Source organism: Franconibacter pulveris, from assembly GCF_056780215.1.
Genome location: NZ_CM165555.1, coordinates 345,871 through 369,508, shown reverse-complemented (window position 1 = coordinate 369,508; position 23,638 = coordinate 345,871). Strand labels below are relative to the sequence as shown.

The following is a 23,638-nucleotide window of genomic DNA, read 5'->3' as shown; positions in this document are numbered from 1 at the left end:
ATAATTTTAGGAAAAAATTAATTTATAATGAAAATACTGTCTAAAAAAAGAAGAATACAAGTCAGGGAATTCATGCAAGGAATTAAATTCACTAACTTAATAAATTATTATTTCTTTACATATACAGAGCGCTAATTCATATTTTCTAAGGGCCATGTATAAAAAAACACTACGATAACGTAGTGTTTTTCATTATTGTCCGTTTCGCCTTACATTACGGCAGCGAACGCCTGCGCCACTCGGTGCACGTTGCGGCTGTTCAGGCCCGCTACGCACATACGGCCGCTGGCAATCAGATACACGCCAAACTCCTCACGTAGCCGGTCTACCTGAGCGGCGCTTAAGCCGGTATAGCTGAACATGCCGCGCTGCTTAAGCAGGTAGTCAAAATCTCGCCCCGGCATCGCTTGTTTCAGTACATCCACCAGCGTCTGACGCATGGTGAGAATACGGCTGCGCATGGTTTCCACTTCAGCAAGCCAGCTCGCTTTAAGGCCGGTATCGCCCAGCACGGTCGCCACCACCTGCGCGCCGAAATTCGGCGGGCTAGAGTAGTTACGACGTACTGTCGCTTTTAGCTGGCCCAGGACGCGTCCTGCCGCATCGGCGTCTTCGCATACGACGGAAAGCCCCCCCACGCGCTCGCCATAGAGAGAGAAAATCTTCGAGAATGAGTTGCTGACCAGCGTCGGCAGCCCGGCGCTGGCGATAGCGCGAATGGCGTAAGCATCTTCTTCCATACCCGCGCCGAAGCCTTGATAGGCGATGTCGAGGAACGGGATCAGCTCGCGAGATTTCAGAATTTCCGTCACCGCATCCCACTGTTTATCCGTGAGATCGGAGCCGGTCGGGTTATGGCAGCACGGATGCAGCAACACGATACTTTGCGCAGGCAGCGTATTCAGCGTTTCCAGCAGCGCCTCAAAACGTACGCCTTTGGTCTCTTCATCAAACCATGGGTAAGTATTCACTTCGAAGCCAGCGCCGTTAAAGATGGCGACGTGGTTTTCCCAGGTAGGGTCGCTGACCCAAACTTGCGAAGCGGGGAAGTAGCGCTTGAGGAAGTCAGCGCCCACTTTCAGCGCGCCGGAGCCGCCTAAGGTCTGGATCGTGGCGATACGGCCTTCACGCAGCGCTGGATGGTCTGCGCCAAACAGCAGCGGCGCAATGCTGTTGCGGTAGCTATTCAACCCTTCCATCGGCAGATAAAGCGACGCGCCGTGTGGCTGCGCATTCAGCCGCGCTTCCGCTTCTGCTACAGCCTGTAACTGCGGGATAACCCCTTCTTCGTTGTAATAAAGGCCAATGCTGAGGTTCACTTTGTCCTGACGGGGATCTTCTTTGAAACGCTCCATCAGCGAAAGGATGGGGTCGCCGGCATAAGCGTCAACGTTCTGAAACACGCTGGGGTTCTCCTGATTTACGGTGTGATGTTCACCCACAATAAACCGGATAAGTCAGGAGATCGAGAAGGATATTGGCGCGAGGCGCAGGCAAGCCTGGGGTGAGCAGGCCTGACGATTTTTCTGACGTTTCTCCCGTGGCGGGTAGGCTGTAGTTTACCCGCCCTATGGAATAAACCCCGTCTGGCCGCATCACGCGTCGGCTCAGTTGCCGACGGTAAAGCCTGGATCAGCGCCGCCCCGCCCCCCTTTAGCTAGTCGATATAGCGCATCGCCACCCGTGACGTCAGGCGAGTGACAAGTTCGTAAGCACTCACTTTTGTGATTGCCGCGATGCGCTCAACGGGCAAATCGTCGCCCCACATAATGACGCTGTCGCCAGCCTTTTCCTGCGCATCGGGGCCTAAATCGACGCAGATCATATCCATCGCCACACGACCGACTATCGGCACCTCACGGCCGTTCACCCGCACCGGCGTGCCTGAAGGCGCGCTGCGTGGATAGCCGTCGCCATAGCCCAGCGCAATCACGCCAAGACGCGTATCGCGGTGGCTAACCCAGGTGCCGCCGTAGCCTACCGGCTCGCCTGCTTTATGTTCGCGCACCGCAATGAGGCTTGAGGTGAGCGACATAACCGGCTGGAAGCCAAAATCGCTCGCGCGCGAACCGCCTTCAAGCGGCGATACGCCATAGAGGATAATTCCCGGCCTCACCCAGTCAAAATGGGACTGCGGCCACAGCAAAACGCCGCCGGAAGCGGCAATGGAGCGCAGCCCGGGCTTGCCTTCGGTGAAGCGGGTAAAAATAGCGAGCTGGCGTTCAGTAGCGCCGCACTCCGGCTCATCCGCGCGGGCAAAATGGCTGACGATGTTTACCGGCTGGCGCACGTTTCGACAAGCCGTCAGGCGCGCATAAAACGCGTCAGCCTCTTCCGGGCGCACGCCAAGGCGATGCATGCCGGTATCAAGCTTCATCCAGACATTAATCGGTTCCGGCAAGTCGGCCTGCTCCAGCGCGGCGAGCTGTTCGGGGGTATGAATAGCGGTATGGAAATGCTGCGCGGCAAGGATGGGCAAATCGGCCGCGTTAAAGAAGCCTTCCAGCAGCAGAACAGGTTGAGTGATGCCGCCTTCGCGCAGGCGAAGCGCCTCTTCAAGGCGAGCGACGCCGAAAGCGTCGGCATCGGGGAGCGATTGCGCGGTCTCCAGCAGACCGTGCCCATAGGCGTTTGCTTTCACCACCGCCACCAGACGGCTGGACGGAGCCAGTTCGCGCAGGCGTTGCAGGTTGTGACGCAGAGCGCGGCGGTTTACTACCACAGTTGCCGCTTGCATGTTTATTCCTTTATTTTCAGTCAACCCGGCAATTTGGCGTTATCGGCGCAGCGAGTTTGGGTGCGGCCAGCGCGCAGCCACCGGAGCGTACTGCAGTACGTGAGGATGGCGAGCACTGCCCAAGCCCAAAATCGCAAGCAAGATAGCCAAATTATTCATTCGTCGTCGTATTGCGGGCCGGCATAGTTATCAAAGCGCGACCACTGCCCATTAAAGGTCAGGCGTACCGTACCGATAGGGCCGTTACGCTGTTTACCGATAATGATTTCCGCAATGCCTTTCAGGTCGCTGTTTTCGTGATAAACCTCATCACGGTAAATGAACATAATCAGGTCGGCGTCCTGCTCGATAGAGCCTGACTCACGCAGGTCCGAGTTTACCGGACGCTTGTCCGCGCGCTGCTCCAGCGAGCGGTTAAGCTGCGAAAGCGCCACCACCGGCACCTGCAACTCTTTCGCCAGCGCTTTGAGCGAGCGGGAGATCTCAGCGATTTCCAGCGTACGGTTATCGGAGAGCGAAGGCACGCGCATCAGCTGCAGGTAGTCCACCATAATCAGGCCGATGCCGCCGTGCTCGCGATAAATGCGTCGCGCGCGCGAACGGACTTCGGTGGGCGTCAGGCCCGAGGAGTCGTCAATATACATATTGCGCTTCTCAAGCAGAATGCCCATGGTGCCGGAAATGCGCGCCCAGTCTTCATCGTCCAGTTGGCCGGTACGAATACGGGTCTGGTCCACGCGAGACAGCGACGCCAGCATACGCATCATGATCTGCTCAGAGGGCATCTCCAGCGAGAAAATCAGCACCGGCTTATCCTGCAACATGGCGGCGTTTTCGCACAGGTTCATGGCGAATGTGGTTTTCCCCATGGAGGGACGCGCCGCCACGATAATAAGGTCTGAACGCTGCAGGCCGGCGGTTTTCTTGTTGAGATCCTGATAGCCGGTATCCACGCCCGTGACGCCGTCATGCGGTTGTTGATAGAGCGTTTCAATACGCGCGACGGTGGCTTCGAGGATCTGATCGATGCTCTTGGGACCTTCGTCTTTATTCGCGCGGTTTTCAGCAATCTGGAAAACGCGGGATTCCGCCAGGTCGAGCAGGTCTTCACTGCTGCGCCCCTGGGGGTCGTAACCCGCGTCGGCAATTTCATTCGCTACCGTTATCATATCGCGCACGACGGCGCGTTCACGCACGATATCTGCATAAGCGCTGATGTTTGCGGCGCTTGGCGTATTTTTCGAAAGCTCCGCCAGATAGGCGAAGCCGCCCACGTTCTCAAGCTGCCCCTGCAGTTCCAGCGATTCCGAAAGCGTAATCAGGTCGATGGGTTTCCCCGTCTCCTGCAGACGGTGCATTTCGGTGAAAATGATGCGGTGCTGGCGGGTATAAAAATCCTCTGCCACAACGCGCTCGGCCACATCGTCCCAGCGTTCGTTGTCCAGCATTAAACCGCCCAACACCGACTGTTCCGCTTCGATGGAATGCGGCGGCATTTTCAGGCCGTCAACCTGCGGGTCGCGGGCTTCAGTGGGTTTGTTGAAGGGTTTATTTCCTGCCATAGTGAATGGAGTTACCAAAAGTCATCATCTGAGAGAAGGGGAGTATACCAAGCTGATTTGCGTCGCGCAGTGCTCAATTGCATTCGCGAACGATACTCCTCCTCCCCCCTGAATAAAACAAGGAGTTACTATGGCGACGCGTATTGAGTTTAGCCAGCACGGCGGGCCTGACGTGCTAAAAGCGGTGGAGTTTACCCCTGGCGACCCGGCGGAAAATGAAGTGCAGGTGGAAAACAAAGCCATCGGCATTAACTATATCGATACGTATATCCGCAGCGGCCTCTATCCGCCGCCGTCAATGCCGAGCGGCCTCGGCACCGAAGCGGCAGGCGTGGTGAGCAAAACAGGAAGCGCGGTTAAGCATATCAAAGAAGGCGACCGGGTGGTTTACGCTCAGTCGGCGCTCGGCGCCTACAGCGAGGTGCATAATGTTCTGGCAGACAAAGTTGCGGTATTGCCGAACGCCATCTCCTTCGAGCAGGCCGCGGCATCGTTTTTGAAAGGGCTGACCGTTTTTTATCTGCTGCGTAAAACCTACGAAATCAAACCAGACGAAATGTTTCTGTTCCACGCAGCAGCAGGCGGCGTAGGGCTGATTGCCTGTCAGTGGGCCAAAGCGCTGGGCGCGAAGCTCATTGGCACCGCCGGGTCGGCGGAGAAGATGCAGCGCGCTAAACAGGCGGGCGCCTGGCAGATGATTAACTACCGTGAAGAGAACGTCCCGGAGCGCATTCGGGAGCTGACCGGCGGGAAAAAGGTGCGCGTGGTTTATGACTCGGTAGGCAAAGATACCTGGGAGTCGTCCCTGGACTGCCTGCAGCGCCGCGGGTTGATGGTGAGTTTTGGCAACGCCTCCGGCCCGGTGACCGGCGTGAATCTCGGCATCCTTAACCAGAAAGGCTCGCTTTATGTCACCCGCCCTTCCCTTAACGGTTACCTGACAAACCGTGAAGAGATGGACGAGGCGAGCAATGAGCTTTTTTCACTTATCGCCAGCGGTGTTATCAAGGTAGACGTGACGGAGCAGCAACGGTTCCCGCTCGCCGAGGCGGCGCGGGCCCACCAGACGCTGGAAAGCCGCACGACGCAGGGCTCCAGCCTGTTGATTCCGTAGAAATAATTAGGGCTTCCCGCAGGAAGCCCTTTCTTTTTTATTTGCGCTGTATGTAGGGTACAGCTGCGATGAATTCGTGTCATAACGTTTTCATAGTGACAGATTTAATAAGCAAATAATATGGCCGCTTACCCTCTGACGCCTGAAAAGTTGCAAGGTTGTGATCGCCTCCGCAACTCTTAACAACGCCAACGATTAGCGCGCGAATAACGCGGCAGCTTCGGCGCTTTGATAGCGCGGATAGCCCACACCGCCGCGACGGCAAGCAACAGCCAGGGCAACAGTTTAATCATCAGCGCAAATAGCCCGCCGACAAACATCACCAGCGTGGCGACGAAAATAGCCGCAATGATGCCCAGCAACGATACGCCTGTCGCCAGCAGCATCAGAAAAAAGGCGACCACAAAAAGCAGTTCAAACATGGCTCTCTCCCGAATAAGGTAGTACTGGAAGAGTTATTACAAGAACCATGCCAAAATTTAAGCTGCTGTTTTTAAAGAAAACGCCCCGCTTTTTATCAGCGGGGCGTGGTCAAATTCACCAGGTTTTAGTTAACTTTTAGCGCTTATTAGCTACCAGCTGCAGCGCTTGTTCCAGCACGGCAATGTCTGCGCCCGCTTTGTGGGCGTTCTCGCTCAGATAACGGCGCCATTGACGCGCGCCAGGAATCCCCTGGAACAGGCCGAGCATATGACGGGTAATGTGGCCGAGATAAGTGCCGTTGCTGAGCTCGCGCTCAATATAAGGATACATGGCGCGCACTACCGCAACCGGGTCGGCATCCGCGGCTTGCGCGCCGAAAATTTCACGATCGACACAGGCGAGGATGCCTGGATTCTGATACGCCTCGCGCCCCACCATCACGCCATCAACGTGCTTGAGGTGCGCTTTGGCTTCCTCAAGCGATTTAATGCCGCCGTTAATGGCCATCGTCAGCTGCGGAAAGTCACGCTTCAACTGATAGACGCGCGGGTAATCCAGCGGCGGGATCTCACGGTTCTCTTTCGGGCTTAAGCCGGACAGCCACGCTTTACGGGCATGGATGATAAACATCTCACAACCGCCCTTTTCCGCCACGGTGCCGATAAAATCGCACAGGAATTCATAGCTGTCCTGGTCGTCAATGCCGATGCGGGTTTTTACCGTCACCGGAATGGAAACCACATCGCGCATCGCTTTAACGCAATCCGCCACGAGTTGCGCCTCGCCCATCAGACAGGCGCCGAAGCGGCCGTTCTGCACGCGGTCGGAAGGGCAACCGACGTTCAGGTTGATTTCGTCATAGCCCCGCGCTTCTGCAAGCTTTGCGCAGTGGGCCAGCGCCTGTGGATCGCTGCCGCCAAGCTGCAATGCCAGCGGATGCTCTTCTTCGCTGTAAGCCAGGTAATCCCCTTTACCATGAATGATGGCTCCGGTAGTGACCATTTCGGTATAGAGCAGCGTATTGCGCGACAGCAAACGCAGAAAATAGCGGCAATGGCGGTCCGTCCAGTCGAGCATCGGCGCGATGGAAAAACGGTGCGGGGGAAGAAGAGAATGTTTGGTTTCTGGCGACATAGTAGCTAAGCGTAGTGTGGTTCGGGCAAAAAGGGGCGCTACTATAGCATAAAGCTTGCGCAGGGGCGCACTGCTGCGCCCCTGTTGGTTATCAGAACGTCAGGCTCAACTGCGCGCCTGCGCCCCAGGTGTCGTCCTCGCCCACCAGACCGGTAAGGTCAAGGTGAACACGGTTAAACGGCGCAAAGCCGACGCCCGCAGTAAAGACGTTGCTCTCATTATCTTTCACATCCGCGCGGAAACCCGCACGCATCGCCAGCCAGTCAAGCGGACGCACTTCCGCGCCTACGCCCACAAACTGCGAGTTACCTTCACTCTTAAAGCCTTTGGTTTCGGTCAGATCGCCATCCGCCGTTACGGTGACCAGGTCGTTGTGCCACGCCACGCCTGCGGTCACTAACGGCCGGATTTGATAGGTGTCCTTATAGTTCACAACCTCGCCCGTGCGGCCGTTACGTACTTCTATGCTTTTTGTATCGAGATCGCGAGAAACAAGGTTTTGCCCCGTCAGACCCACCGTCCAGTTCTGCCCCAGATCCGCTGCGACACCGGCGTCAATGTTAAAGCCGGTATTATCTGTACGGTAGCGGCTGCTCCTCAGGTCATCGCTGTCATAGTCATAAATAGAGGCGGTGTAGTTATAGAGCCAGGTTTTCTGGATCTTCGGCGTTACGCCAAACGACACGGGCACGCCGCCAAAATCAAACTGACGCGCCAGCGCAATGCCGTAATCAGAAACAATCGCCGCACGACCGAACGCGACAGAGTTCAGGTTGCGGGTAATTTCGTCAGAGCCGAGCACAGCCGCTTTCCCTGCTTCAAACAAGGCCACCGAATCGCTGTTCTGAATGCTGCGCAGGTAGGTAAGATCTTGCTGATCAATAGAGGTGCTGACACGCGCGTGAGCATAGCCTTTAGCAATAAAAGCGACAGAAAGCACGTCATTAGGAATGGCGACAGAAATGCCCGCCGCCGCGTTGGCGCTGGCGGTTTTACCGCGCAGATAGTCCAGCTCATCGGCAAGCTCGCTCGCCGCTCCCTGGAACTGATTAAGGGTGCCGACAGGGTTAAGGAGTACCTGCTGTAAGGTCAGGTTATCAACCACATCGTCATAGTAATCAACACGATCGTTAATTCTATCGATTTCATCCTGAAGATTATCTTTATCGGTAATCTGCGCGCTTACGGAAGGCAGAATCACCGTTACATCATCTTCCGGTTGTGCTTTGGCGAGTAACGCCGGGTTGATGAACGCCGCGCTGCCGTAATTGGCCGTCGCGACGCCCGTTCCGCCCATCGCGTCATTGCGCGCTTCCGCCCAGGTGTTGGCCGCGCTCGCCTGAGTCGCCACCGTTACTGCGATGGCTGCCACTGAAAGTCTGATTATTTTTTTCACAGTTAACCCGTCTTTTCTTTGATGATAATTTCCCCGCCCGTTATCACATATCGGGGGATGGTTTATTGCTGTGAACAAGAGGTAATAAAGTGCGCATATTCGCTCATTAAACAATCATTCCCATCCATGGTTTTATGTCATTCAATTACTACACAATATTTATAGATGAGTCTTTCACTTTCTTGTAGGCAACCCGTTATGCGGGCCAAAGAACTGCGGCGGATGATCTATCCATCTGTCCTGCCGTGTAGCGGCATAATTAGCATTAAGTGGGTAATAAATACGGTTTTTAGGTTTATTCGCCTCACCTAACACCAATAAACGGACTTCGCTTGATGTGTTATTTATAAAAGTGTGACAGATGCCCGTGCCGGCGGGAAACCCTACGCTGTCGCCAGGTTCAAGCGGCCAGAGCTCGCCGTTTATCCAGACATCCGGGTGGCCTTCCAGCACATAAACAAACTCTTCTTCCTCGCTTTCGGCGTGAGGGTAAGAGGTGCGTCTGCCCGGCGGCAGGCGCTCATGATGAATGCCCAGTCGGGTCAGCCCCATCTTGCGCGCAAGCGGCGCGCCAATGGAAAAAAGCTCTTCGCTATCGGGATAACGTGAGTCATCTTCCCCCTCCACTTCCCGCCAGTGACGAATAAAATCAGGACGCTGCATGGTTTTCCTCCTTCTGTGAGTGATTCAGGTATAACACAGATGGGTGAGAGTCGGCGTTTTACGCGGTTCATGATAAAATGCGCGTTTCCCCTGACCTATGAGGATGCCGATGGAAAAGATACTCTCGCAAGAGGTGTTAGCGCAGGCTGAAAAGCTCTGTCTGCAACGCAACGTGCGCCTGACTCCGCAGCGCCTCGAAGTGCTGCGTCTGATGACGCTGCAGGAAGGGGCTATCAGCGCCTACGATCTGCTCGATCTGCTGCGGGAAACGGAGCCGCAGGCTAAGCCGCCCACCGTATACCGTGCGCTCGATTTTTTGCTGGAACAGGGCTTCGTGCACAAGGTGGAATCCACCAACAGCTATGTGCTGTGTCACCTTTTCGACCAGCCGACGCACACCTCCGCGATGTTTATCTGCGATCGCTGCGGCGTGGTAAAAGAAGAGCGGGCGGAAGGCGTGGAAGATATTATGCATGCGCTGGCGGCAAAGCGAGGTTTTGCCCTGCGGCATAATGTTATTGAAGCGCATGGTCTGTGCGCGGCCTGTGTGGAAGTAGAAGCGTGCCGTCATCCGGAACAGTGCGGGCATGACCACAGCGTGGTGATAAAGAAAAAAGCGCGTTGAGAGCGCCGGGAAGAAAACGGGGATGGTACGTCCTTGTACCTGGGCAGGATAACCTCAGAGGGGTATCACATTTGAGGTGCTTGCTGGATTACCAGCGGTAATCATTACGGCTTTCCCAGTCCGTAACTTCTTTATCTGCCTGATCTTTCTCATAGCCGTAACGTTCCTGGATTTTACCTACCAGTTGGTCACGTTTCCCTTCGATGACGGTCATATCATCGTCGGTTAATTTACCCCATTGCTCTTTCACTTTACCTTTAAACTGTTTCCAGTTACCGCCGGCTTCGTCTCTGTTCATTGTAAAGTCCTCTTATTCGGTCGTGTAAGTGAAACTCCATTCAACGTCCTGATGAATACTTAATATCTGCTGGACGTGATTATTATTATAGTTCGCGATGCGGTGATGACGGACCGATTCAGAATTTTTAACCATCGAGTCGACTTTAGTCGTACAAACCAGCGGCATAAAAAAGAGGGGGGAACCCCGCGTAGCGCTCCCCGCTTACCTGACCTGGTTAACGATGGTTCGTCGGCAAGAACCAGCTTTGCTCTCGCCAGCGCTTTCGCCAGAGGTAACCAAGCGACAGGCCGCGCAGCGCAAGAAAAACGGTCAGCGCCAGCCACAGACCATGATTGCCAAGCCACGGCAGCGTAAGCAGCGTGACGGCAAACCCCAGCGCCGCCACCGCCATGCTGTTGCGCATCTCAGATGCGCGCGTCGCGCCGATAAACATACCGTCCAGCAGATAACACCACACGCCAATAATCGGCAGCACGACCTGCCAGGGCAAATAGTTGTCGGCCTGCTGCTGCAAGGCGGGCAGTGAGGTCAGCAGTGAAACAACCGTTTCGCCGAAAAAGGCCCAGCAGAGGCTAAACGCCAGCGCCACAATGCCCGCCTGCCGACACGCCGCCTGCCAGACATCCAGCAGTTGGCTTCCGTCTCGCGCGCCATAAGCCTGCCCGGAATGCGCTTCGACGGCATAAGCGAACCCATCCAGCGCGTAAGCGGTAAACGTTAAAAAGGTCATTAAGATGGCGTTGACTGCGACCACTTCGCTGCCAAGGCGTGCGCCAAAAATGGTTACGGCGGCAAAGCAGAGCTGCAAGAGCAGCGAACGCAGCATGATGTCGCGATTAAGCGCCAGCAGGCGACGAAACTCGCCGCGCCACGCCGTGGCGAGCATTGAAACGCCGATGCCGCGCCTGTTCAGCACGCCCTTTACCATCCACAAGCCAAGAAAGAAAGTGGCGTACTCGGCAAGCGCGGTGGCAAGCGCCGCTCCCCGGACATTCAGATGCAAGCCCATGACCAGCCAGAGATCGAGCGCGATGTTAAGCAGGTTTCCCACAACTAACAGGATCACTGGAGCGCGCGCATACTGCACGCCAAGCAGCCAGCCGAGTAGCACCAGGTTGGCGAGCGACGCGGGGGCGCTAAGCCAGCGAATCTCTAAAAAACGCCTTGCCTGCATCAATACCGCTTCGCTGCCGCCGACAATATGCAGCGCCAGGTCAATCAGCGGCGTACGCAACAGCATAATAATCAGCCCCGCCCCCACGGCCAGCAGTATCGGCTGCACCAGCGCGCGGGCAAGCCGGGTAGGATCCTGAGCGCCGAAGGCTTGCGCGGTCAGCCCGGTGGTGCTCATACGCAGAAAAAGCAGCAGCATAAAGAGGAAGCTGGTGGTGGTTGCGCCTACGGCCACGCCGCCCAGATAGTCGGCGCTGTCAAGATGGCCTATGACCGCCGTATCGACGAGGCCCAGCAGGGGAACGGTGATGTTGGAGAAAATCATCGGCAGCGCAAGCCGCCAGAGCGCGCGGTCAGTCTGTGAGAAAAAAGGCATGGGGACGCAGTCTGAGAAAAGAAGATAAAAAAAACCGCAACGAGGGGCGCTGCGTTGCGGTGTGTTTATCAATCAGGCGAGCGTTAAAGCCATTCGCCGTTGCGGATGACCCCTACGGCCAACCCTTCAATAGAGAAGGTGTGCTCGCGCAGGTCAACCACAATAGGTTTGAATTCGTTGTTTTCCGGCAGCAGCTCGACGGTGTTGCCTTGCTTTTTCAGGCGCTTAACGGTGACTTCATCATCGATACGCGCCACCACGACCTGGCCGTTACGCACATCCTGCGTTTTATGCACCGCCAGCAGATCGCCATCCATAATGCCGATGTCTTTCATCGACATGCCGCTAACGCGCAGCAGAAAATCCGCGCTCGGCTTAAAGAGAGAAGGGTCGACCTGGTAGTGGCCTTCGATATGCTGCTGCGCCAGCAGCGGTTCGCCAGCGGCGACGCGCCCCACCAGCGGCAGGCCCTCTTCATCTTCCTGCAACAGACGAATGCCGCGGGAAGCGCCGGAAACGATTTCAATAACGCCTTTACGCGCCAGCGCTTTTAAATGCTCTTCCGCCGCGTTGGGCGAACGGAACCCCAGACGCTGCGCGATTTCGGCACGAGTAGGCGGCATGCCGGTCTGGCTGATATGATCCCGAATGAGATCAAACACCTCTTGTTGCCTGGTAGTTAATGCTTTCATTCCGCCCCCTGGGTGAATATACAGTGAATGCTGTGAGTATATACAGCTAAAGGCGATTTTGAAACCACCTTACCCGCAAAAAAGCGCGCCAGCGCGGCCAATTCTGGAAAACTTATCGCAAATGCTGCCACAGCAGCGTGACCCAGGTGATAAGGGCAAGGATAATCGCCAGCAACACCGCCGCCGAACCCATATCCTTGGCGCGGCCGGAAAGCTCATGGAACTCAGGCCCGATGCGGTCAACCACCGCTTCGATAGCGCTATTCAGGATTTCCACAATCATCACCAGCAAAACGGAGCCAATCAGCAGCACGCGGGTAATTGGGTCGACATCCAGCCAGCAGGCGATAAGTATGGCGAGTATTGTCGCCACGCCTTCCTGGCGGAACGCCGCCTCATTCCTCCATGCCGCGCTAATTCCTTTCCAGGAGTAGCCTGCCGCTTTAATGATTCGGGTGAGTCCGGTGGTGTTATTGGCCATGAAAAAGAAACCTTTTTGATTTATCAGCGTCAATGCTATTGCGCTCAACAACGAAGCACCACAGAAATTCCGCATCGTTTCTGCTATTCTGACGGCGCCATTGCATTATTAACCAGAGGCTTTACATCGTTTATGTCCGGTTGGCCACGAATGTACTACAAATTACTGAATTTACCATTAAGTATGCTGGTAAAAAGCAAGTCTATTCCGGCGGATCCTTGCGCCGAGCTGGGGCTTGATACCTCTCGTCCCATCATGTACGTCTTGCCGTACAACTCCAAAGCGGATTTGTTAACGCTGCGCGCCCAGTGTCTGGCCCACGATTTACCGGACCCGTTAGAACCGCTGGAAATCGATGGCACGCAATTGCCCCGCTACATCTTTATTCACGGCGGCCCGCGCGTTTTCACCTGGTACACGCCGAAAGAAGAGTCCATCAAGCTGTTTCACGAGTACCTGGATCTGCATCGCAGCAATGCCGGTCTCGACGTGCAGATGGTGCCGGTATCGGTGATGTTCGGCCGCGCGCCGGGGCGTGAGAAAGGCGAAGAAAACCCGCCGCTGCGCCTGCTTAACGGCGTACAAAAGTTTTTCGCTATCTCCTGGCTTGGCCGCGATAGCTTTGTTCGCTTCTCGCAGCCGGTATCCCTGCGCCGCATGGCGACAGAGCACGGCACCGATAAAACCATCGCGCAGAAGCTTGCCCGCGTGGCGCGCATGCATTTCGCCCGCCAGCGTCTGGCGGCGGTAGGCCCGCGTCTGCCGGCGCGCCAGGATCTGTTCAATAAGCTGCTGGCCTCAAAAGCCATCGCTCGCGCGGTCGAAGACGAAGCGCGCACCAAGAAAATCTCCCACGAAAAAGCGCAGCAGAACGCGGTGGCGCTGATGGAAGAGATCGCCGCCAATTTCTCTTATGAGATGATTCGCGTCTCCGATCGTATTCTGGGCTTTACCTGGAACCGGCTTTATCAGGGCATTAATGTTCATAACGCCGAACGCGTGCGCCAGCTGGCCCATGACGGTCACGAAATCGTCTATGTGCCCTGCCACCGCAGCCATATGGACTATCTGCTGCTCTCCTACGTGCTTTATCACCAGGGTCTGGTGCCGCCGCATATCGCCGCCGGCATTAACCTTAACTTCTGGCCAGCGGGGCCGATTTTCCGCCGCCTTGGGGCGTTCTTTATCCGCCGCACCTTTAAAGGCAATAAGCTCTACTCCACCGTCTTTCGTGAATACCTGGGCGAGCTGTTCAGCCGCGGCTATTCGGTAGAGTACTTTGTGGAAGGCGGGCGCTCGCGCACCGGCCGTCTGCTGGATCCGAAAACCGGCACCCTGTCGATGACTATCCAGGCGATGCTGCGCGGCGGCTCTCGTCCCATTACGCTGGTGCCGATTTACATCGGCTACGAGCATGTCATGGAAGTGGGCACTTACGCCAAAGAACTGCGCGGCGCCACGAAAGAGAAAGAGAACCTGCTGCAGATGCTTCGTGGCTTAAGCAAGCTTCGTAATCTGGGCCAGGGGTACGTTAACTTCGGCGAGCCAATGCCGTTGATGACCTACCTTAACCAGCGCGTGCCGGAATGGCGCGACGCTATCGACCCGATCGAGGCGGTGCGCCCGGCCTGGCTTACCCCCACGGTTAACGATATCGCCGCGAAGCTGATGGTGCGAATCAACAACGCCGGGGCGGCCAACGCCATGAACCTTTGCTGCACCGCCCTGCTCGCTTCCCGCCAGCGCTCGCTGACCCGCGAGCAGCTTACTGAACAGCTGGAATGCTACCTTGATCTGCTGCGCAACGTGCCTTATTCCGGCGACTCCACCGTCCCGGACGCCAGCGCCAGCGCGCTTATCGATCACGCGCTGCAGATGAACAAGTTCGAGGTAGAGAAAGACACCATCGGCGATATCATCATTCTGCCGCGCGAGCAGGCGGTGTTGATGACCTATTACCGTAATAACATCATGCACATGCTGGTGCTGCCTTCGCTGCTGGCGGCGATTATCACCCAACACCGCCGTATCAGCCGTGAAGCGTTGCAGCGTCAGGTAGAAGTGCTCTACCCGCTTCTCAAGGCGGAGCTGTTCCTGCGTTGGGAGACAACGGAAGTGCAGGCGGTGACCGATGCGCTGGTCGCGGAAATGGCGCGCCAGGGGCTGATTGTCGAAGAAGCGGCGGAAGTGCAGCTCAACCCGGCGCGTTCACGCACCATGCAATTGCTGGCGGCGGGCGTGCGCGAGACGCTGCAACGCTATGCGATTACCTTCTGGCTGCTGAGCGCTAACCCCTCTATCAACCGCGGCACGCTTGAAAAAGAGAGCCGCACCGTGGCCCAGCGTCTGTCGGTGCTGCACGGTATCAACGCGCCGGAGTTTTTCGACAAAGCCGTGTTCTCCACGCTGGTGTTGACGCTGCGTGACGAAGGCTACATCAGCGATACCGGCGATGCCGAGCCGGCGGAAACCATGAAGGTTTACCAGCTGCTGGCGGAGTTGATGACTTCCGACGTACGGTTAACGATTGAGAGCGCCGCCGCACAGGCTGGCGAATAAAAAAAGGCGGGGAAACCCGCCTTTTTTTATTTCACGCCTCGCCTGTCAGAATCGTAAATAACTCACCGCCAGCCCCACAAACAGCGCCAGGCCTACGTAGTTATTATTGAGAAACGCCTTAAAACAGGCGTCGCGATCGCGACCGGCAATGATCTTCTGCTGATAAACAAACAGCACGCCCGCCACCGCCACGGAAGCGTAAAATGCACCGCCCAGGCCATTCAACCAACCAATCGCGGTCATCAGCGCCAGTACGGCTATCTGCAACAGACCAATAATCAATTTATCGTACTGACCAAACAGAATAGCGGTGGATTTCACCCCTATCTTCACATCGTCATCACGATCGACCATGGCGTACTCGGTGTCATAGGCCACAGCCCAGCAGATATTCGCGAGAAACATCAGCCAGCAGCTAAGCGGCACGGTTTCGCTCACGGCGGCAAAAGCCATCGGAATAGACCAGCCGAACGCCGCGCCCAGCACCACCTGCGGCAGATGCGTGTAGCGCTTCATAAAAGGATACATCCACGCCAGCGCCAGCGCGGCGACAGAGAGCAGGATGGTCATCAGGTTGAGCGTCAGCACCAGCGCGAAGGAGATAAGCACCAGCACCACAAACAGGTTTTTCGCTTCTCTCTCCGTTACCGCGCCGCTCGGCAGCGGTCGGTTTGCCGTGCGCTTTACGTGACCGTCAAATTTACGATCGGCATAATCGTTGACCACGCATCCCGCGGCGCGCATCAGCCAGACGCCCGCCACAAACACCGCCAGGATCCACAGCGGCGGTACGCCGGGCGTCGCCACCCATAACGCCCACAGGGTCGGCCACAGCAGCAGCAAGGCGCCAATCGGTTTGTCGGTACGCATCAGGCGATGATAAGCGAGCAGCTTATTCTGCGTCAGACTCCACTCCATTTCTCTTCCTCTTAATACAATGGCGATGCAGGCAAAAACAGTTCAGTCAGTAACAGCGGTTTGCCGGAAAGGCGCAGCCGGGAACGGCGCCCCCACAGCTCGCCGCTGCGGCCCGGATGGATAAAATCCCGGGTCAGGGTCGATGAGGTAAACAGGTAGCGACCCAGCGGCGTAGTCCCCATATTCTGTAAGGCTAATTCGGGTCCATTGAGTGTAGACTGCGGCACCACGGTGCGCCCAACAAGCCAGGGTTCGCCGTCGCCGCAGAGCACAATTTCACGCAGCCAGTAGGTCTCTTCCAGCGGCAGCCACTCGCGCTCCGCCGCAATCTCCTGCGGGCTGACAAAACCTTCAAATAACAAATCCACGCTTACGCGCTTGCAGTGTTGTTCAAAGCGTTTAGTCATGGAATCTTCCAGCATCAGCCAGTCGAGCAGGTTCTCATCCAGGGAGGCGGTATCGGTTGTAAAAGACAACGCGCGAAGCTGCATCAGCGCGGGGTGGGACATGCATCATTCTCCGGGGCTGTTTGACGGGGCATTGTAGCGCAGAAAGGCGCAGAGGTGGCGGGCAAACCGTTTTTGGCGATCAAAAACGCAACAGGGGTGCAACAACGCGGCGGAGAAAATAAAAAAGGTGCGCCGAAGCGCACCAGGTCTTGCAAGCATCAGCAATGCGGGGAGACGGTCACCCCTTGCCTTTTACACTGCTGATAAAAGTTTGACGGGCGGAGGTAGAACCCAGACGCTCGGCTTCATTCAGCAGTTTCAGGGCCTTGTCGACATCCCCTTTGGCGACCGCTTGCTTAATGGCCTGATTAAAATAGGTTTCGGTATCGTTCAGCACCGGCTCGCTCTTCGCGCCAGGCGCAGGGGCTGCGGCAGGCGCCGGAGCGGGCGCGGCGTAAGCGGTAGCAGGTGCTGGCGCGGCGGCAGGCGCTGGCGCAGCATACGCCGTTGCAGGCGCGGCAGTATTGCCCACGGTGACAGAAGCCTGGCTGGAAGAGCCAAACAGCGGGCCAACCAGGATGCTGGAGGCGGAGTTAGTGCTCACTTTCAGCTTCAACGTACCGTCAGTAGTATGACGCGCAACCGGGTCCGCGATATCGGGCACCGCGTTGCCCACGCCTTTGGCATAGGCTTTAGCTGCGTTGGTCATCGTCGTGGTCTTCTGTAAATCTTGCGGCGTGGTGAAAACCAGCAGATAAAGTTTTTGCTGACCCAGCGCCGGCATCAGCTTAACGGTGCCTTCAAGACGGTCTTCAGAAACGGCGCCCGGCTCTTTATAAGCGAAATAGCTGCTTGGGAAATAGGCGGCAGGCGTGAGATTCTGATCTAATACCAGCAGGTTTGGCGCAAAAATAGATCGTTGCTTTTCGCCAAGGCTGGTCAACGTAATATTCAGTTCGCCGATGTTTGCCGGCACGCTGTAAGCCACGACTTTGCCGCTAATCCCCGGCACGTTCAGCGTTTGGCCGGCGGTGGCAACTTGCGTAGTCTGCGTTTGTGATTGGGCGACCGGCGTCCAGACAATTTGCTGTAATGCCGAAGCCGGGATTGCAGGCGCGGCGGAAGTATTTTGCGGCACTATATTTACATCAGCGAAGCTGACAATCGGCGCGCAGGCGAGCAACCCTGCGCTCAGGCAGAGCGCGACAAGACTTTTTTTCATTTTCATTGTTATAACCTTATTTGAACGAATGCGACGGTAGCCAGGCAATAGCGCGCCGCATCCTGAATAACTTAACTTGTGAGGGTAAAGAGGGGCTTTCGCCCCTCTCTGGTACAGCTAAGATGATGCGGATTACCACCAGATTTCCATCTGAGCGCCGAAGCTCCACTCATCGCTGTCGCCACGGCTGCTGTTACCAAACTGGGTGAAAGTACCAGAGGTAACGGCCTCAGAAGTCGTGGATCCGTTAGACGCTTTAACATAACCCCAGTTCTCGTCCCACTTGGCGTAAGTTGCGAATACGCGGATAGCCGGACGGGACCAGATGCTGTCGCCTGCCTGCCATTGCTGGGCCAGGGTGATTTTGTACTGGTCGTTATGCTCATCAACCTGCTGAGATTTCACATTGTCGTAGCCCACTTCCAGCAGGGTGCTCATGATCGGCGTCCATTTGAACATTGGACGGATACCCACGGTCCACCAAGTGTTACCGCGATTGTTGTCACGATCGATATCCTGGTACATAGCGACATACATCATGTCCCAACGATCGCCCAGTGAGATTGAACCGTGGTCAAGGACACGGATCAGGCTGCCGTCATTATCCACAGAGCCGCCGCGAGCCTGGCCTTTGCCCTGGGAAATCATAGAGTCGGTCGCGTACTGGAGCACAAACTTGTTAAAGCCGGTGCCGATAGTCTGAGTATGCTCACCTGTAAACATCCAGCCATCTTTGGTTGCGCCTGGAGCCAGGTAATAATCATCCGGAATATTGGTGTGACCGTAATCAACGCCTAACTCCAATACACCGTTCGGGTTGGTTTCCAGCCCTGCTAAACGTACGTCAAAAACGTCGTTTGGTACTTCGTTGTTATAGGTCCGCACCCCATTAGCATCGCGGTCGCCAAAGGCTGAAGAACCGCCCTGTTCGCTTGAGCGGGTCGCAGCCAGAGAGAGTTTACCGATACCGACATCAATGTTTTCCAGACCCGCGCCCGGGCCAGAAATATCCCAGTAGTAGAAGTCGATCATGTGTACGTCATGACGCTGGTAGAAGCGCTTACCTGCCCAGATATTGGCGCCAGGCAGAGCGTCGATCAGGTTCTTACCTACAACGTTAAATTCGCGGACAGCAGGCGTATCGGTATTTTCAAAGTCGTTTAGCTGATTAGTTCTGTAACCAATATTTGAGTCAAAGTAGAAGCTCTTGTCGCCTTCTTTCCAGACTTCCTGACCTAACTTAATTTCCGCATAGGTCTCACATTCGTTACCCAAACGGTATTTAGCATCAGCACCAGTCGCCTGAAAACACTGTTGTTCGCCGCCACTACCCGTCCAGCCGATGCCGGAACGAGCATAACCTTTGAAATCGACAGCGCCTGCCTGAGCAGACAAGATGCCTGCCATGACGGCCACCGCCACGGGGAGTTTGCGCAGAGTAATCATCATTCTATCTCCTGAGATCATTGCTTTTCTTTGTAATCGGGAATGCTTAAACGCCCGGCTCTTTGTGCAGCCGACGGCAGGCGGTGCCATCTTCTCGGAACAGATGGCAGCGCTCCGGCGGTAAGCCGATAGCGAATGTGGCACCCTCTTGTACCAGCACCACGTCGTTCTGGCGGTAAACCAGGTTCTGACGCAAAGCCGGGATCTGGATATGTATCTGAGTCTCATGGCCGAGCTGTTCGACCACCTGCACTTCGCCTTCGAGAGTGACGTCGGCGATATCGCTCGGCAGCAAGTGTTCCGGGCGGATGCCAAGAGACATATTGGCGCCCACGTTCACGCCTTCGCTGTCCACCGGCAGCCAGACATGCTGGCGGTTCGGCAGCTCTACCTGCACCTGATCGATGGCGGTGGCGGTCACTTTTACCGGCAGGAAGTTCATTTTCGGCGACCCGATAAAGCCCGCGACGAAGCGGTCCGCCGGGTAGTGATAAAGCTCAAGCGGCTTGCCCACCTGGGCGACGCGCCCGGCGTCGAGCACCACGATTTTGTCGGCAAGCGTCATCGCTTCCACCTGGTCGTGGGTGACGTAAATCATCGTGCGGCCAAGTCGCTTGTGCAGGCGGGAGATCTCAATGCGCATCTGCACGCGCAGCGCGGCATCGAGGTTAGAAAGCGGTTCGTCGAGCAGGAAAACGCTCGGCTCCGCCACCAGCGTACGGCCAATCGCTACGCGCTGGCGTTGGCCGCCGGAAAGCGCTTTCGGACGTCTGTCCAGCAGGTGCGCGAGCTGCAGCACTTCCGCGACCTGCGTCACCTGCTGATTAATGGCGTCTTTCTTTACCCCTGCGAGCTTCAGGCCAAAGGACATGTTTTCAGCAACGGAGAGATGGGGATAGAGCGCATAAGACTGGAACACCATGCCCACGCCGCGCTCGGAAGGCGGCACGTCGTTCATGCGTTTTTGTCCGATATGCAGGTCGCCGCTGGTGATGGTCTCCAGCCCGGCAATCATGCGCAGCAGCGTTGATTTGCCGCAGCCGGAAGGCCCGACAAATACCACGAACTCCCCTTCGGCGATATCCAGGTTGATGTCTCGCGACACCACGACCTCGCCCCAGGATTTAGTTACATTGCGCAGCTGAACGCTTGCCATCCCTCTCTCCCTTTAACCTCAAACTTTTCACTGAAAACAGCCAGGATGCCGTGACTATGCGGGATCCACAAAGCGCGGAAATCCTCCACCCCCAGGCTTTTTTATGGGGGAGGAGGCGGGAGGATGAGCCGCTCGCCTCTGCCACGCCAGGCCGCGGCTGGCGGGGATTTTCGTGATGAAGCCTTCAAAAAACGAGGCGCATTTACGTGCGCTGCGCCACATAACCCGCGTTTATGGAATGGCGATCACACTCTGAGGGGGTGGGGCGTAGAGCAAAGGAGGATGAGAAGCGCTTGTCAGATGCCCAGACTGGTACAGGTAAAGCCATTACGTGTATCCACGCGCAAACCCTCAAAAAGGATGGGAGTTATGAAAATTAAAACCGGCGCACGCATCCTCGCACTTTCCGCATTAACGACGATGCTGTTCTCCGCCTCTGCACTCGCCAAAATTGAAGAAGGCAAACTGGTCATCTGGATCAACGGCGATAAAGGCTATAACGGCCTGGCCGAAGTCGGTAAGAAGTTTGAAAAGGACACCGGCATCAAGGTGACGGTGGAGCACCCGGATAAGCTGGAAGAGAAATACCCGCAGGTTGCCGCCACGGGCGACGGTCCGGACATTATCTTCTGGGCTCATGACCGCTTCGGCGGCTACGCGCAGTCCGGCCTGCTGGCGGAAGTCAGCCCCGATAAAGCCTTCCAGGACAAAATCGTGCCGTTCGCCTGGGACGCCGTGCGCTACAACGGCAAAATCATCGCTTACCCGGTGGCGGTGGAATCTCTGTCGCTGATTTACAACAAAGACCTGGTGCCGAACCCGCCAAAAACCTGGGAAGAGATCCCGGCGCTGGATAAAGAGCTGAAAGCGAAAGGCAAGAGCGCGCTGATGTTCAACCTGCAGGAACCCTACTTCACCTGGCCACTCATCGCTGCCGATGGCGGTTACGCCTTTAAATTCGCCGACGGCAAATATGACGTGAAAGATGTGGGCGTGGACAGCGCGGGCGCCAAAGCGGGCCTGAACTTCCTGGTCGACATGATCAAAAACAAAAACATGAACGCGGATACGGATTACTCCATCGCTGAAGCGGCCTTCAATAAAGGCGAAACCGCGATGACCATCAACGGCCCGTGGGCATGGACCAATATCGACAAGAGCAAGGTGAACTACGGCGTAGCCGTGCTGCCGACCTTTAAAGGCAAGCCGTCCAAACCGTTCGTCGGCGTACTGAGCGCTGGCATCAACGCCGCCAGCCCCAACAAAGAACTGGCGAAAGAGTTCCTGGAAAACTACCTGCTGACCGATGAAGGTCTCGACCAGGTGAACAAGGACAAACCGCTTGGCGCCGTGGCGCTGAAATCTTTCCAGACGAAGCTTGAGAAAGATCCGCGCATCGCCGCCACCATGAAAAACGCCGAAAACGGCGAAATCATGCCTAACGTGCCGCAGATGTCCGCCTTCTGGTATGCCGTGCGCACAGCGGTTATTAACGCAGTAAGCGGTCGCCAGACCGTCGACGCGGCGCTGAAAGACGCGCAGAGCCGTGTCGCTAAGTAATTAACCCCGGCGGGCGGCGCGTTGTCCGCCCGCCCTTTAATGACGGCGGCGCGCCGTCGCTCAGGCAACACAAGTATTCATTGCAGTTGAGGAAGAACCCCATGGATGTTGTTAAAAAGACCCACTGGTGGCAAAGCGATGCGCTGAAATGGGCGATTGTCGCGCTGCTCGGCCTGCTGGTGGCCTATCTTGTGGTATTGATGTACGCCCAGGGGGAGTACCTGTTCGCCATCATGACGCTGGTGTTAAGTTCCGCTGGCCTCTATATCTTCGCCAATCGCCGCGCCTACGCGTGGCGTTATGTTTACCCGGGCTTCGCCGGAATGGGGCTGTTTGTCCTCTTTCCGCTGGTCTGCACTATCGCCATCGCTTTCACCAACTACAGCAGCACCAACCAGCTCACTCAGGAGCGCGCCCGGGAAGTGTTGATGGATCGCAAATACCAGGCGGGGAAAAGCCTTAACTTCGGTCTTTATCCGCAGGGGGACAAATGGCAGCTGGCGTTAACCGACGGCGAAAGCGGCAAACATTATCTCTCCGACGCCTTCAGTTTTGGCGGCGAGCAGAAGCTTACAATGAAAGAAGCGCAGGCGCTGCCGCCAGGCGAACGCGCCACGCTTCGCGTTATCACCCAGAACCGCCAGGCGCTGAACCAGATAACCGCCGTGCTGCCGGACGACAGCCAGCTGGTGATGAGCTCGCTGCGCCAGTTCTCCGGCACCCGGCCGCTTTATACGCAGGCTAAAGACGGCACGCTCATCAACAACCAGAGCGGCGTGAAGTACCGCCCGAATAACGATATCGGCTTCTATCAGGCCATTAACGCCGACGGCAACTGGGATGGCGAAAAGCTCAGCCCCGGCTATACCGTGACTATCGGCTGGGATAACTTCCTGCGCGTCTTTACCGATGAAGGCATCCAGCAGCCCTTCTTCGCCATCTTCGTCTGGACGGTGGTGTTCTCGACGCTGACCGTGCTGCTGACCGTCGCCGTCGGTATGGTGCTGGCCTGCCTGGTGCAATGGGAGGCGCTGAAAGGCAAAGCGGTTTACCGCCTGCTGCTGATTTTGCCCTACGCCGTGCCGTCGTTTATCTCCATTCTTATCTTCAAGGGCCTGTTTAACCAAAGCTTTGGCGAGATAAACATGATGCTGAACGCGCTGTTTGGCATTAAGCCCGCCTGGTTTACCGACCCGACCACCGCGCGCACCATGATAATCATCGTCAACACCTGGCTTGGCTATCCGTACATGATGATCCTCTGCATGGGGCTGCTGAAGGCTATCCCGGACGATCTCTATGAAGCCTCGGCGATGGACGGCGCCGGTCCGTTCCAGAACTTCTTTAAAATCACGTTGCCGCTGCTGATTAAGCCGCTCACGCCGCTGATGATCGCGAGTTTCGCCTTTAACTTTAATAACTTCGTGCTCATTTTGCTGTTAACCAACGGTGGCCCGGACCGTCTTGGCACGACCACGCCCGCCGGCTACACCGACCTGCTGGTGAGCTACACCTACCGCATCGCCTTTGAAGGCGGCGGCGGTCAGGACTTCGGCCTCGCAGCCGCCATCGCCACGCTGATTTTCCTGCTGGTGGGCGCGCTCGCGATTGTTAACCTCAAAGCCACGCGCATTAAGTTCGATTAAGGAGG

Annotated in this window: 21 protein-coding genes; 5 read left to right on the top strand and 16 right to left on the bottom strand. The window is 56.4% G+C overall.

Annotated features, from left to right (window positions below):
* Positions 1-209 precede the first annotated feature (209 nt).
* The 3 genes from tyrB to dnaB all read right to left on the bottom strand — a co-directional run bounded on the left by tyrB (position 210) and on the right by dnaB (position 4,299).
* The gene (gene tyrB / locus ACU4F7_RS01825) at positions 210-1,403 is read right to left on the bottom strand and encodes an aromatic amino acid transaminase (RefSeq protein WP_481637914.1); all 1,194 of its coding nucleotides are present in this window, start codon (positions 1,401-1,403) and stop codon (positions 210-212) included.
* A gap of 254 nt (positions 1,404-1,657) precedes the next feature.
* Positions 1,658-2,737 carry an alanine racemase gene (gene alr / locus ACU4F7_RS01820; RefSeq protein WP_481637913.1) on the bottom strand — a complete coding sequence of 360 codons (1,080 nt, stop codon included), beginning with the start codon at positions 2,735-2,737 and terminating at the stop codon, positions 1,658-1,660.
* Between the two features lie 155 nt (positions 2,738-2,892).
* Entirely contained in the window at positions 2,893-4,299 is a 1,407-nt protein-coding gene (gene dnaB / locus ACU4F7_RS01815; RefSeq protein ID WP_024559915.1) for a replicative DNA helicase, read from the bottom strand.
* Between the two features lie 130 nt (positions 4,300-4,429).
* On the opposite strand from dnaB, the gene ACU4F7_RS01810 reads away from it, so the two are divergent.
* The gene (locus ACU4F7_RS01810) at positions 4,430-5,413 is read left to right on the top strand and encodes a quinone oxidoreductase (protein WP_029593156.1); all 984 of its coding nucleotides are present in this window, start codon (positions 4,430-4,432) and stop codon (positions 5,411-5,413) included.
* A 179-nt stretch (positions 5,414-5,592) separates the two neighbouring features.
* Here ACU4F7_RS01810 and pspG read toward each other — a convergent pair whose 3' ends face one another.
* The 4 genes from pspG to ACU4F7_RS01790 form a co-directional block, all read right to left on the bottom strand.
* Positions 5,593-5,835: an envelope stress response protein PspG gene (gene pspG, locus ACU4F7_RS01805; RefSeq protein ID WP_024557307.1), complete on the bottom strand. Its 243-nt coding sequence runs from the start codon at positions 5,833-5,835 to the stop codon at positions 5,593-5,595.
* Positions 5,836-5,971: 136 nt separating this feature from the next.
* Positions 5,972-6,970 carry a tRNA dihydrouridine(20/20a) synthase DusA gene (gene dusA / locus ACU4F7_RS01800; protein WP_481637912.1) on the bottom strand — a complete coding sequence of 333 codons (999 nt, stop codon included), beginning with the start codon at positions 6,968-6,970 and terminating at the stop codon, positions 5,972-5,974.
* 91 nt (positions 6,971-7,061) lie between these two features.
* Positions 7,062-8,366 carry a conjugal transfer protein TraF gene (locus ACU4F7_RS01795; RefSeq protein WP_481637911.1) on the bottom strand — a complete coding sequence of 435 codons (1,305 nt, stop codon included), beginning with the start codon at positions 8,364-8,366 and terminating at the stop codon, positions 7,062-7,064.
* Between the two features lie 174 nt (positions 8,367-8,540).
* The gene (locus ACU4F7_RS01790; RefSeq protein WP_024557310.1) at positions 8,541-9,029 is read right to left on the bottom strand and encodes a cupin domain-containing protein; all 489 of its coding nucleotides are present in this window, start codon (positions 9,027-9,029) and stop codon (positions 8,541-8,543) included.
* 109 nt (positions 9,030-9,138) lie between these two features.
* On the opposite strand from ACU4F7_RS01790, the gene zur reads away from it, so the two are divergent.
* On the top strand, positions 9,139-9,654 hold the full coding sequence (gene zur, locus ACU4F7_RS01785) for a zinc uptake transcriptional repressor Zur (protein WP_029593159.1): 516 nt from the start codon (positions 9,139-9,141) through the stop codon (positions 9,652-9,654).
* Between the two features lie 88 nt (positions 9,655-9,742).
* Here the strand turns inward: zur and ACU4F7_RS01780 are convergent, their stop codons facing one another.
* From ACU4F7_RS01780 to ACU4F7_RS01765, 4 genes are all read right to left on the bottom strand, one after another.
* On the bottom strand, positions 9,743-9,952 hold the full coding sequence (locus ACU4F7_RS01780; RefSeq protein ID WP_024557312.1) for a CsbD family protein: 210 nt from the start codon (positions 9,950-9,952) through the stop codon (positions 9,743-9,745).
* 217 nt (positions 9,953-10,169) lie between these two features.
* Positions 10,170-11,504, bottom strand: a complete 1,335-nt coding sequence (dinF, locus tag ACU4F7_RS01775; RefSeq protein WP_481637910.1) for an MATE family efflux transporter DinF — start codon at positions 11,502-11,504, stop codon at positions 10,170-10,172.
* An 83-nt stretch (positions 11,505-11,587) separates the two neighbouring features.
* Complete coding sequence (lexA, locus tag ACU4F7_RS01770) at positions 11,588-12,196, bottom strand: transcriptional repressor LexA (RefSeq protein ID WP_029593161.1); 609 nt, start codon at positions 12,194-12,196, stop codon at positions 11,588-11,590.
* Between the two features lie 112 nt (positions 12,197-12,308).
* Positions 12,309-12,677 carry a diacylglycerol kinase gene (locus ACU4F7_RS01765; protein ID WP_481637909.1) on the bottom strand — a complete coding sequence of 123 codons (369 nt, stop codon included), beginning with the start codon at positions 12,675-12,677 and terminating at the stop codon, positions 12,309-12,311.
* Between the two features lie 132 nt (positions 12,678-12,809).
* On the opposite strand from ACU4F7_RS01765, the gene plsB reads away from it, so the two are divergent.
* Positions 12,810-15,236, top strand: a complete 2,427-nt coding sequence (gene plsB, locus ACU4F7_RS01760) for a glycerol-3-phosphate 1-O-acyltransferase PlsB (protein WP_024557316.1) — start codon at positions 12,810-12,812, stop codon at positions 15,234-15,236.
* 45 nt (positions 15,237-15,281) lie between these two features.
* Here the strand turns inward: plsB and ubiA are convergent, their stop codons facing one another.
* The 5 genes from ubiA to malK form a co-directional block, all read right to left on the bottom strand.
* A complete protein-coding gene (gene ubiA, locus ACU4F7_RS01755) occupies positions 15,282-16,154 on the bottom strand; it encodes a 4-hydroxybenzoate octaprenyltransferase (RefSeq protein ID WP_029593164.1) in 873 nt (290 codons plus the stop codon).
* 11 nt (positions 16,155-16,165) lie between these two features.
* Entirely contained in the window at positions 16,166-16,663 is a 498-nt protein-coding gene (gene ubiC, locus ACU4F7_RS01750) for a chorismate lyase (RefSeq protein ID WP_029593165.1), read from the bottom strand.
* Positions 16,664-16,841: 178 nt separating this feature from the next.
* On the bottom strand, positions 16,842-17,831 hold the full coding sequence (malM, locus tag ACU4F7_RS01745; protein WP_188724418.1) for a maltose operon protein MalM: 990 nt from the start codon (positions 17,829-17,831) through the stop codon (positions 16,842-16,844).
* A gap of 126 nt (positions 17,832-17,957) precedes the next feature.
* Positions 17,958-19,274 carry a maltoporin gene (locus tag ACU4F7_RS01740; RefSeq protein ID WP_024557320.1) on the bottom strand — a complete coding sequence of 439 codons (1,317 nt, stop codon included), beginning with the start codon at positions 19,272-19,274 and terminating at the stop codon, positions 17,958-17,960.
* 43 nt (positions 19,275-19,317) lie between these two features.
* The gene (malK, locus tag ACU4F7_RS01735; protein ID WP_024557321.1) at positions 19,318-20,427 is read right to left on the bottom strand and encodes a maltose/maltodextrin ABC transporter ATP-binding protein MalK; all 1,110 of its coding nucleotides are present in this window, start codon (positions 20,425-20,427) and stop codon (positions 19,318-19,320) included.
* Positions 20,428-20,796: 369 nt separating this feature from the next.
* On the opposite strand from malK, the gene malE reads away from it, so the two are divergent.
* Positions 20,797-21,987, top strand: coding sequence for a maltose/maltodextrin ABC transporter substrate-binding protein MalE (malE, locus tag ACU4F7_RS01730; RefSeq protein WP_029593167.1), 1,191 nt, complete (start codon positions 20,797-20,799; stop codon positions 21,985-21,987).
* A gap of 101 nt (positions 21,988-22,088) precedes the next feature.
* Positions 22,089-23,633 (top strand): maltose ABC transporter permease MalF, encoded by a 1,545-nt coding sequence (malF, locus tag ACU4F7_RS01725; protein WP_029593168.1) that lies wholly within the window; start codon positions 22,089-22,091, stop codon positions 23,631-23,633.
* Positions 23,634-23,638: the final 5 nt, after the last annotated feature.

Bases quoted from the DNA above. Each gene is read 5' to 3' on its own strand.
- alr (WP_481637913.1), bottom strand. From the start codon at position 2,737: ATGCAAGCGGCAACTGTGGTAGTAAACCGCCGCGCTCTGCGTCACAAC.
- dinF (WP_481637910.1), bottom strand. From the start codon at position 11,504: ATGCCTTTTTTCTCACAGACTGACCGCGCGCTCTGGCGGCTTGCGCTG.
- ACU4F7_RS01790 (WP_024557310.1), bottom strand. From the start codon at position 9,029: ATGCAGCGTCCTGATTTTATTCGTCACTGGCGGGAAGTGGAGGGGGAA.
- ubiC (WP_029593165.1), bottom strand. From the start codon at position 16,663: ATGTCCCACCCCGCGCTGATGCAGCTTCGCGCGTTGTCTTTTACAACC.
- ACU4F7_RS01780 (WP_024557312.1), bottom strand. From the start codon at position 9,952: ATGAACAGAGACGAAGCCGGCGGTAACTGGAAACAGTTTAAAGGTAAA.
- ubiA (WP_029593164.1), bottom strand. From the start codon at position 16,154: ATGGAGTGGAGTCTGACGCAGAATAAGCTGCTCGCTTATCATCGCCTG.
- ACU4F7_RS01740 (WP_024557320.1), bottom strand. From the start codon at position 19,274: ATGATGATTACTCTGCGCAAACTCCCCGTGGCGGTGGCCGTCATGGCA.
- ACU4F7_RS01810 (WP_029593156.1), top strand. From the start codon at position 4,430: ATGGCGACGCGTATTGAGTTTAGCCAGCACGGCGGGCCTGACGTGCTA.
- malK (WP_024557321.1), bottom strand. From the start codon at position 20,427: ATGGCAAGCGTTCAGCTGCGCAATGTAACTAAATCCTGGGGCGAGGTC.
- zur (WP_029593159.1), top strand. From the start codon at position 9,139: ATGGAAAAGATACTCTCGCAAGAGGTGTTAGCGCAGGCTGAAAAGCTC.
- pspG (WP_024557307.1), bottom strand. From the start codon at position 5,835: ATGTTTGAACTGCTTTTTGTGGTCGCCTTTTTTCTGATGCTGCTGGCG.
- dusA (WP_481637912.1), bottom strand. From the start codon at position 6,970: ATGTCGCCAGAAACCAAACATTCTCTTCTTCCCCCGCACCGTTTTTCC.
- ACU4F7_RS01765 (WP_481637909.1), bottom strand. From the start codon at position 12,677: ATGGCCAATAACACCACCGGACTCACCCGAATCATTAAAGCGGCAGGC.
- dnaB (WP_024559915.1), bottom strand. From the start codon at position 4,299: ATGGCAGGAAATAAACCCTTCAACAAACCCACTGAAGCCCGCGACCCG.
- lexA (WP_029593161.1), bottom strand. From the start codon at position 12,196: ATGAAAGCATTAACTACCAGGCAACAAGAGGTGTTTGATCTCATTCGG.
- malM (WP_188724418.1), bottom strand. From the start codon at position 17,831: ATGAAAATGAAAAAAAGTCTTGTCGCGCTCTGCCTGAGCGCAGGGTTG.
- plsB (WP_024557316.1), top strand. From the start codon at position 12,810: ATGTCCGGTTGGCCACGAATGTACTACAAATTACTGAATTTACCATTA.
- malF (WP_029593168.1), top strand. From the start codon at position 22,089: ATGGATGTTGTTAAAAAGACCCACTGGTGGCAAAGCGATGCGCTGAAA.
- malE (WP_029593167.1), top strand. From the start codon at position 20,797: ATGAAAATTAAAACCGGCGCACGCATCCTCGCACTTTCCGCATTAACG.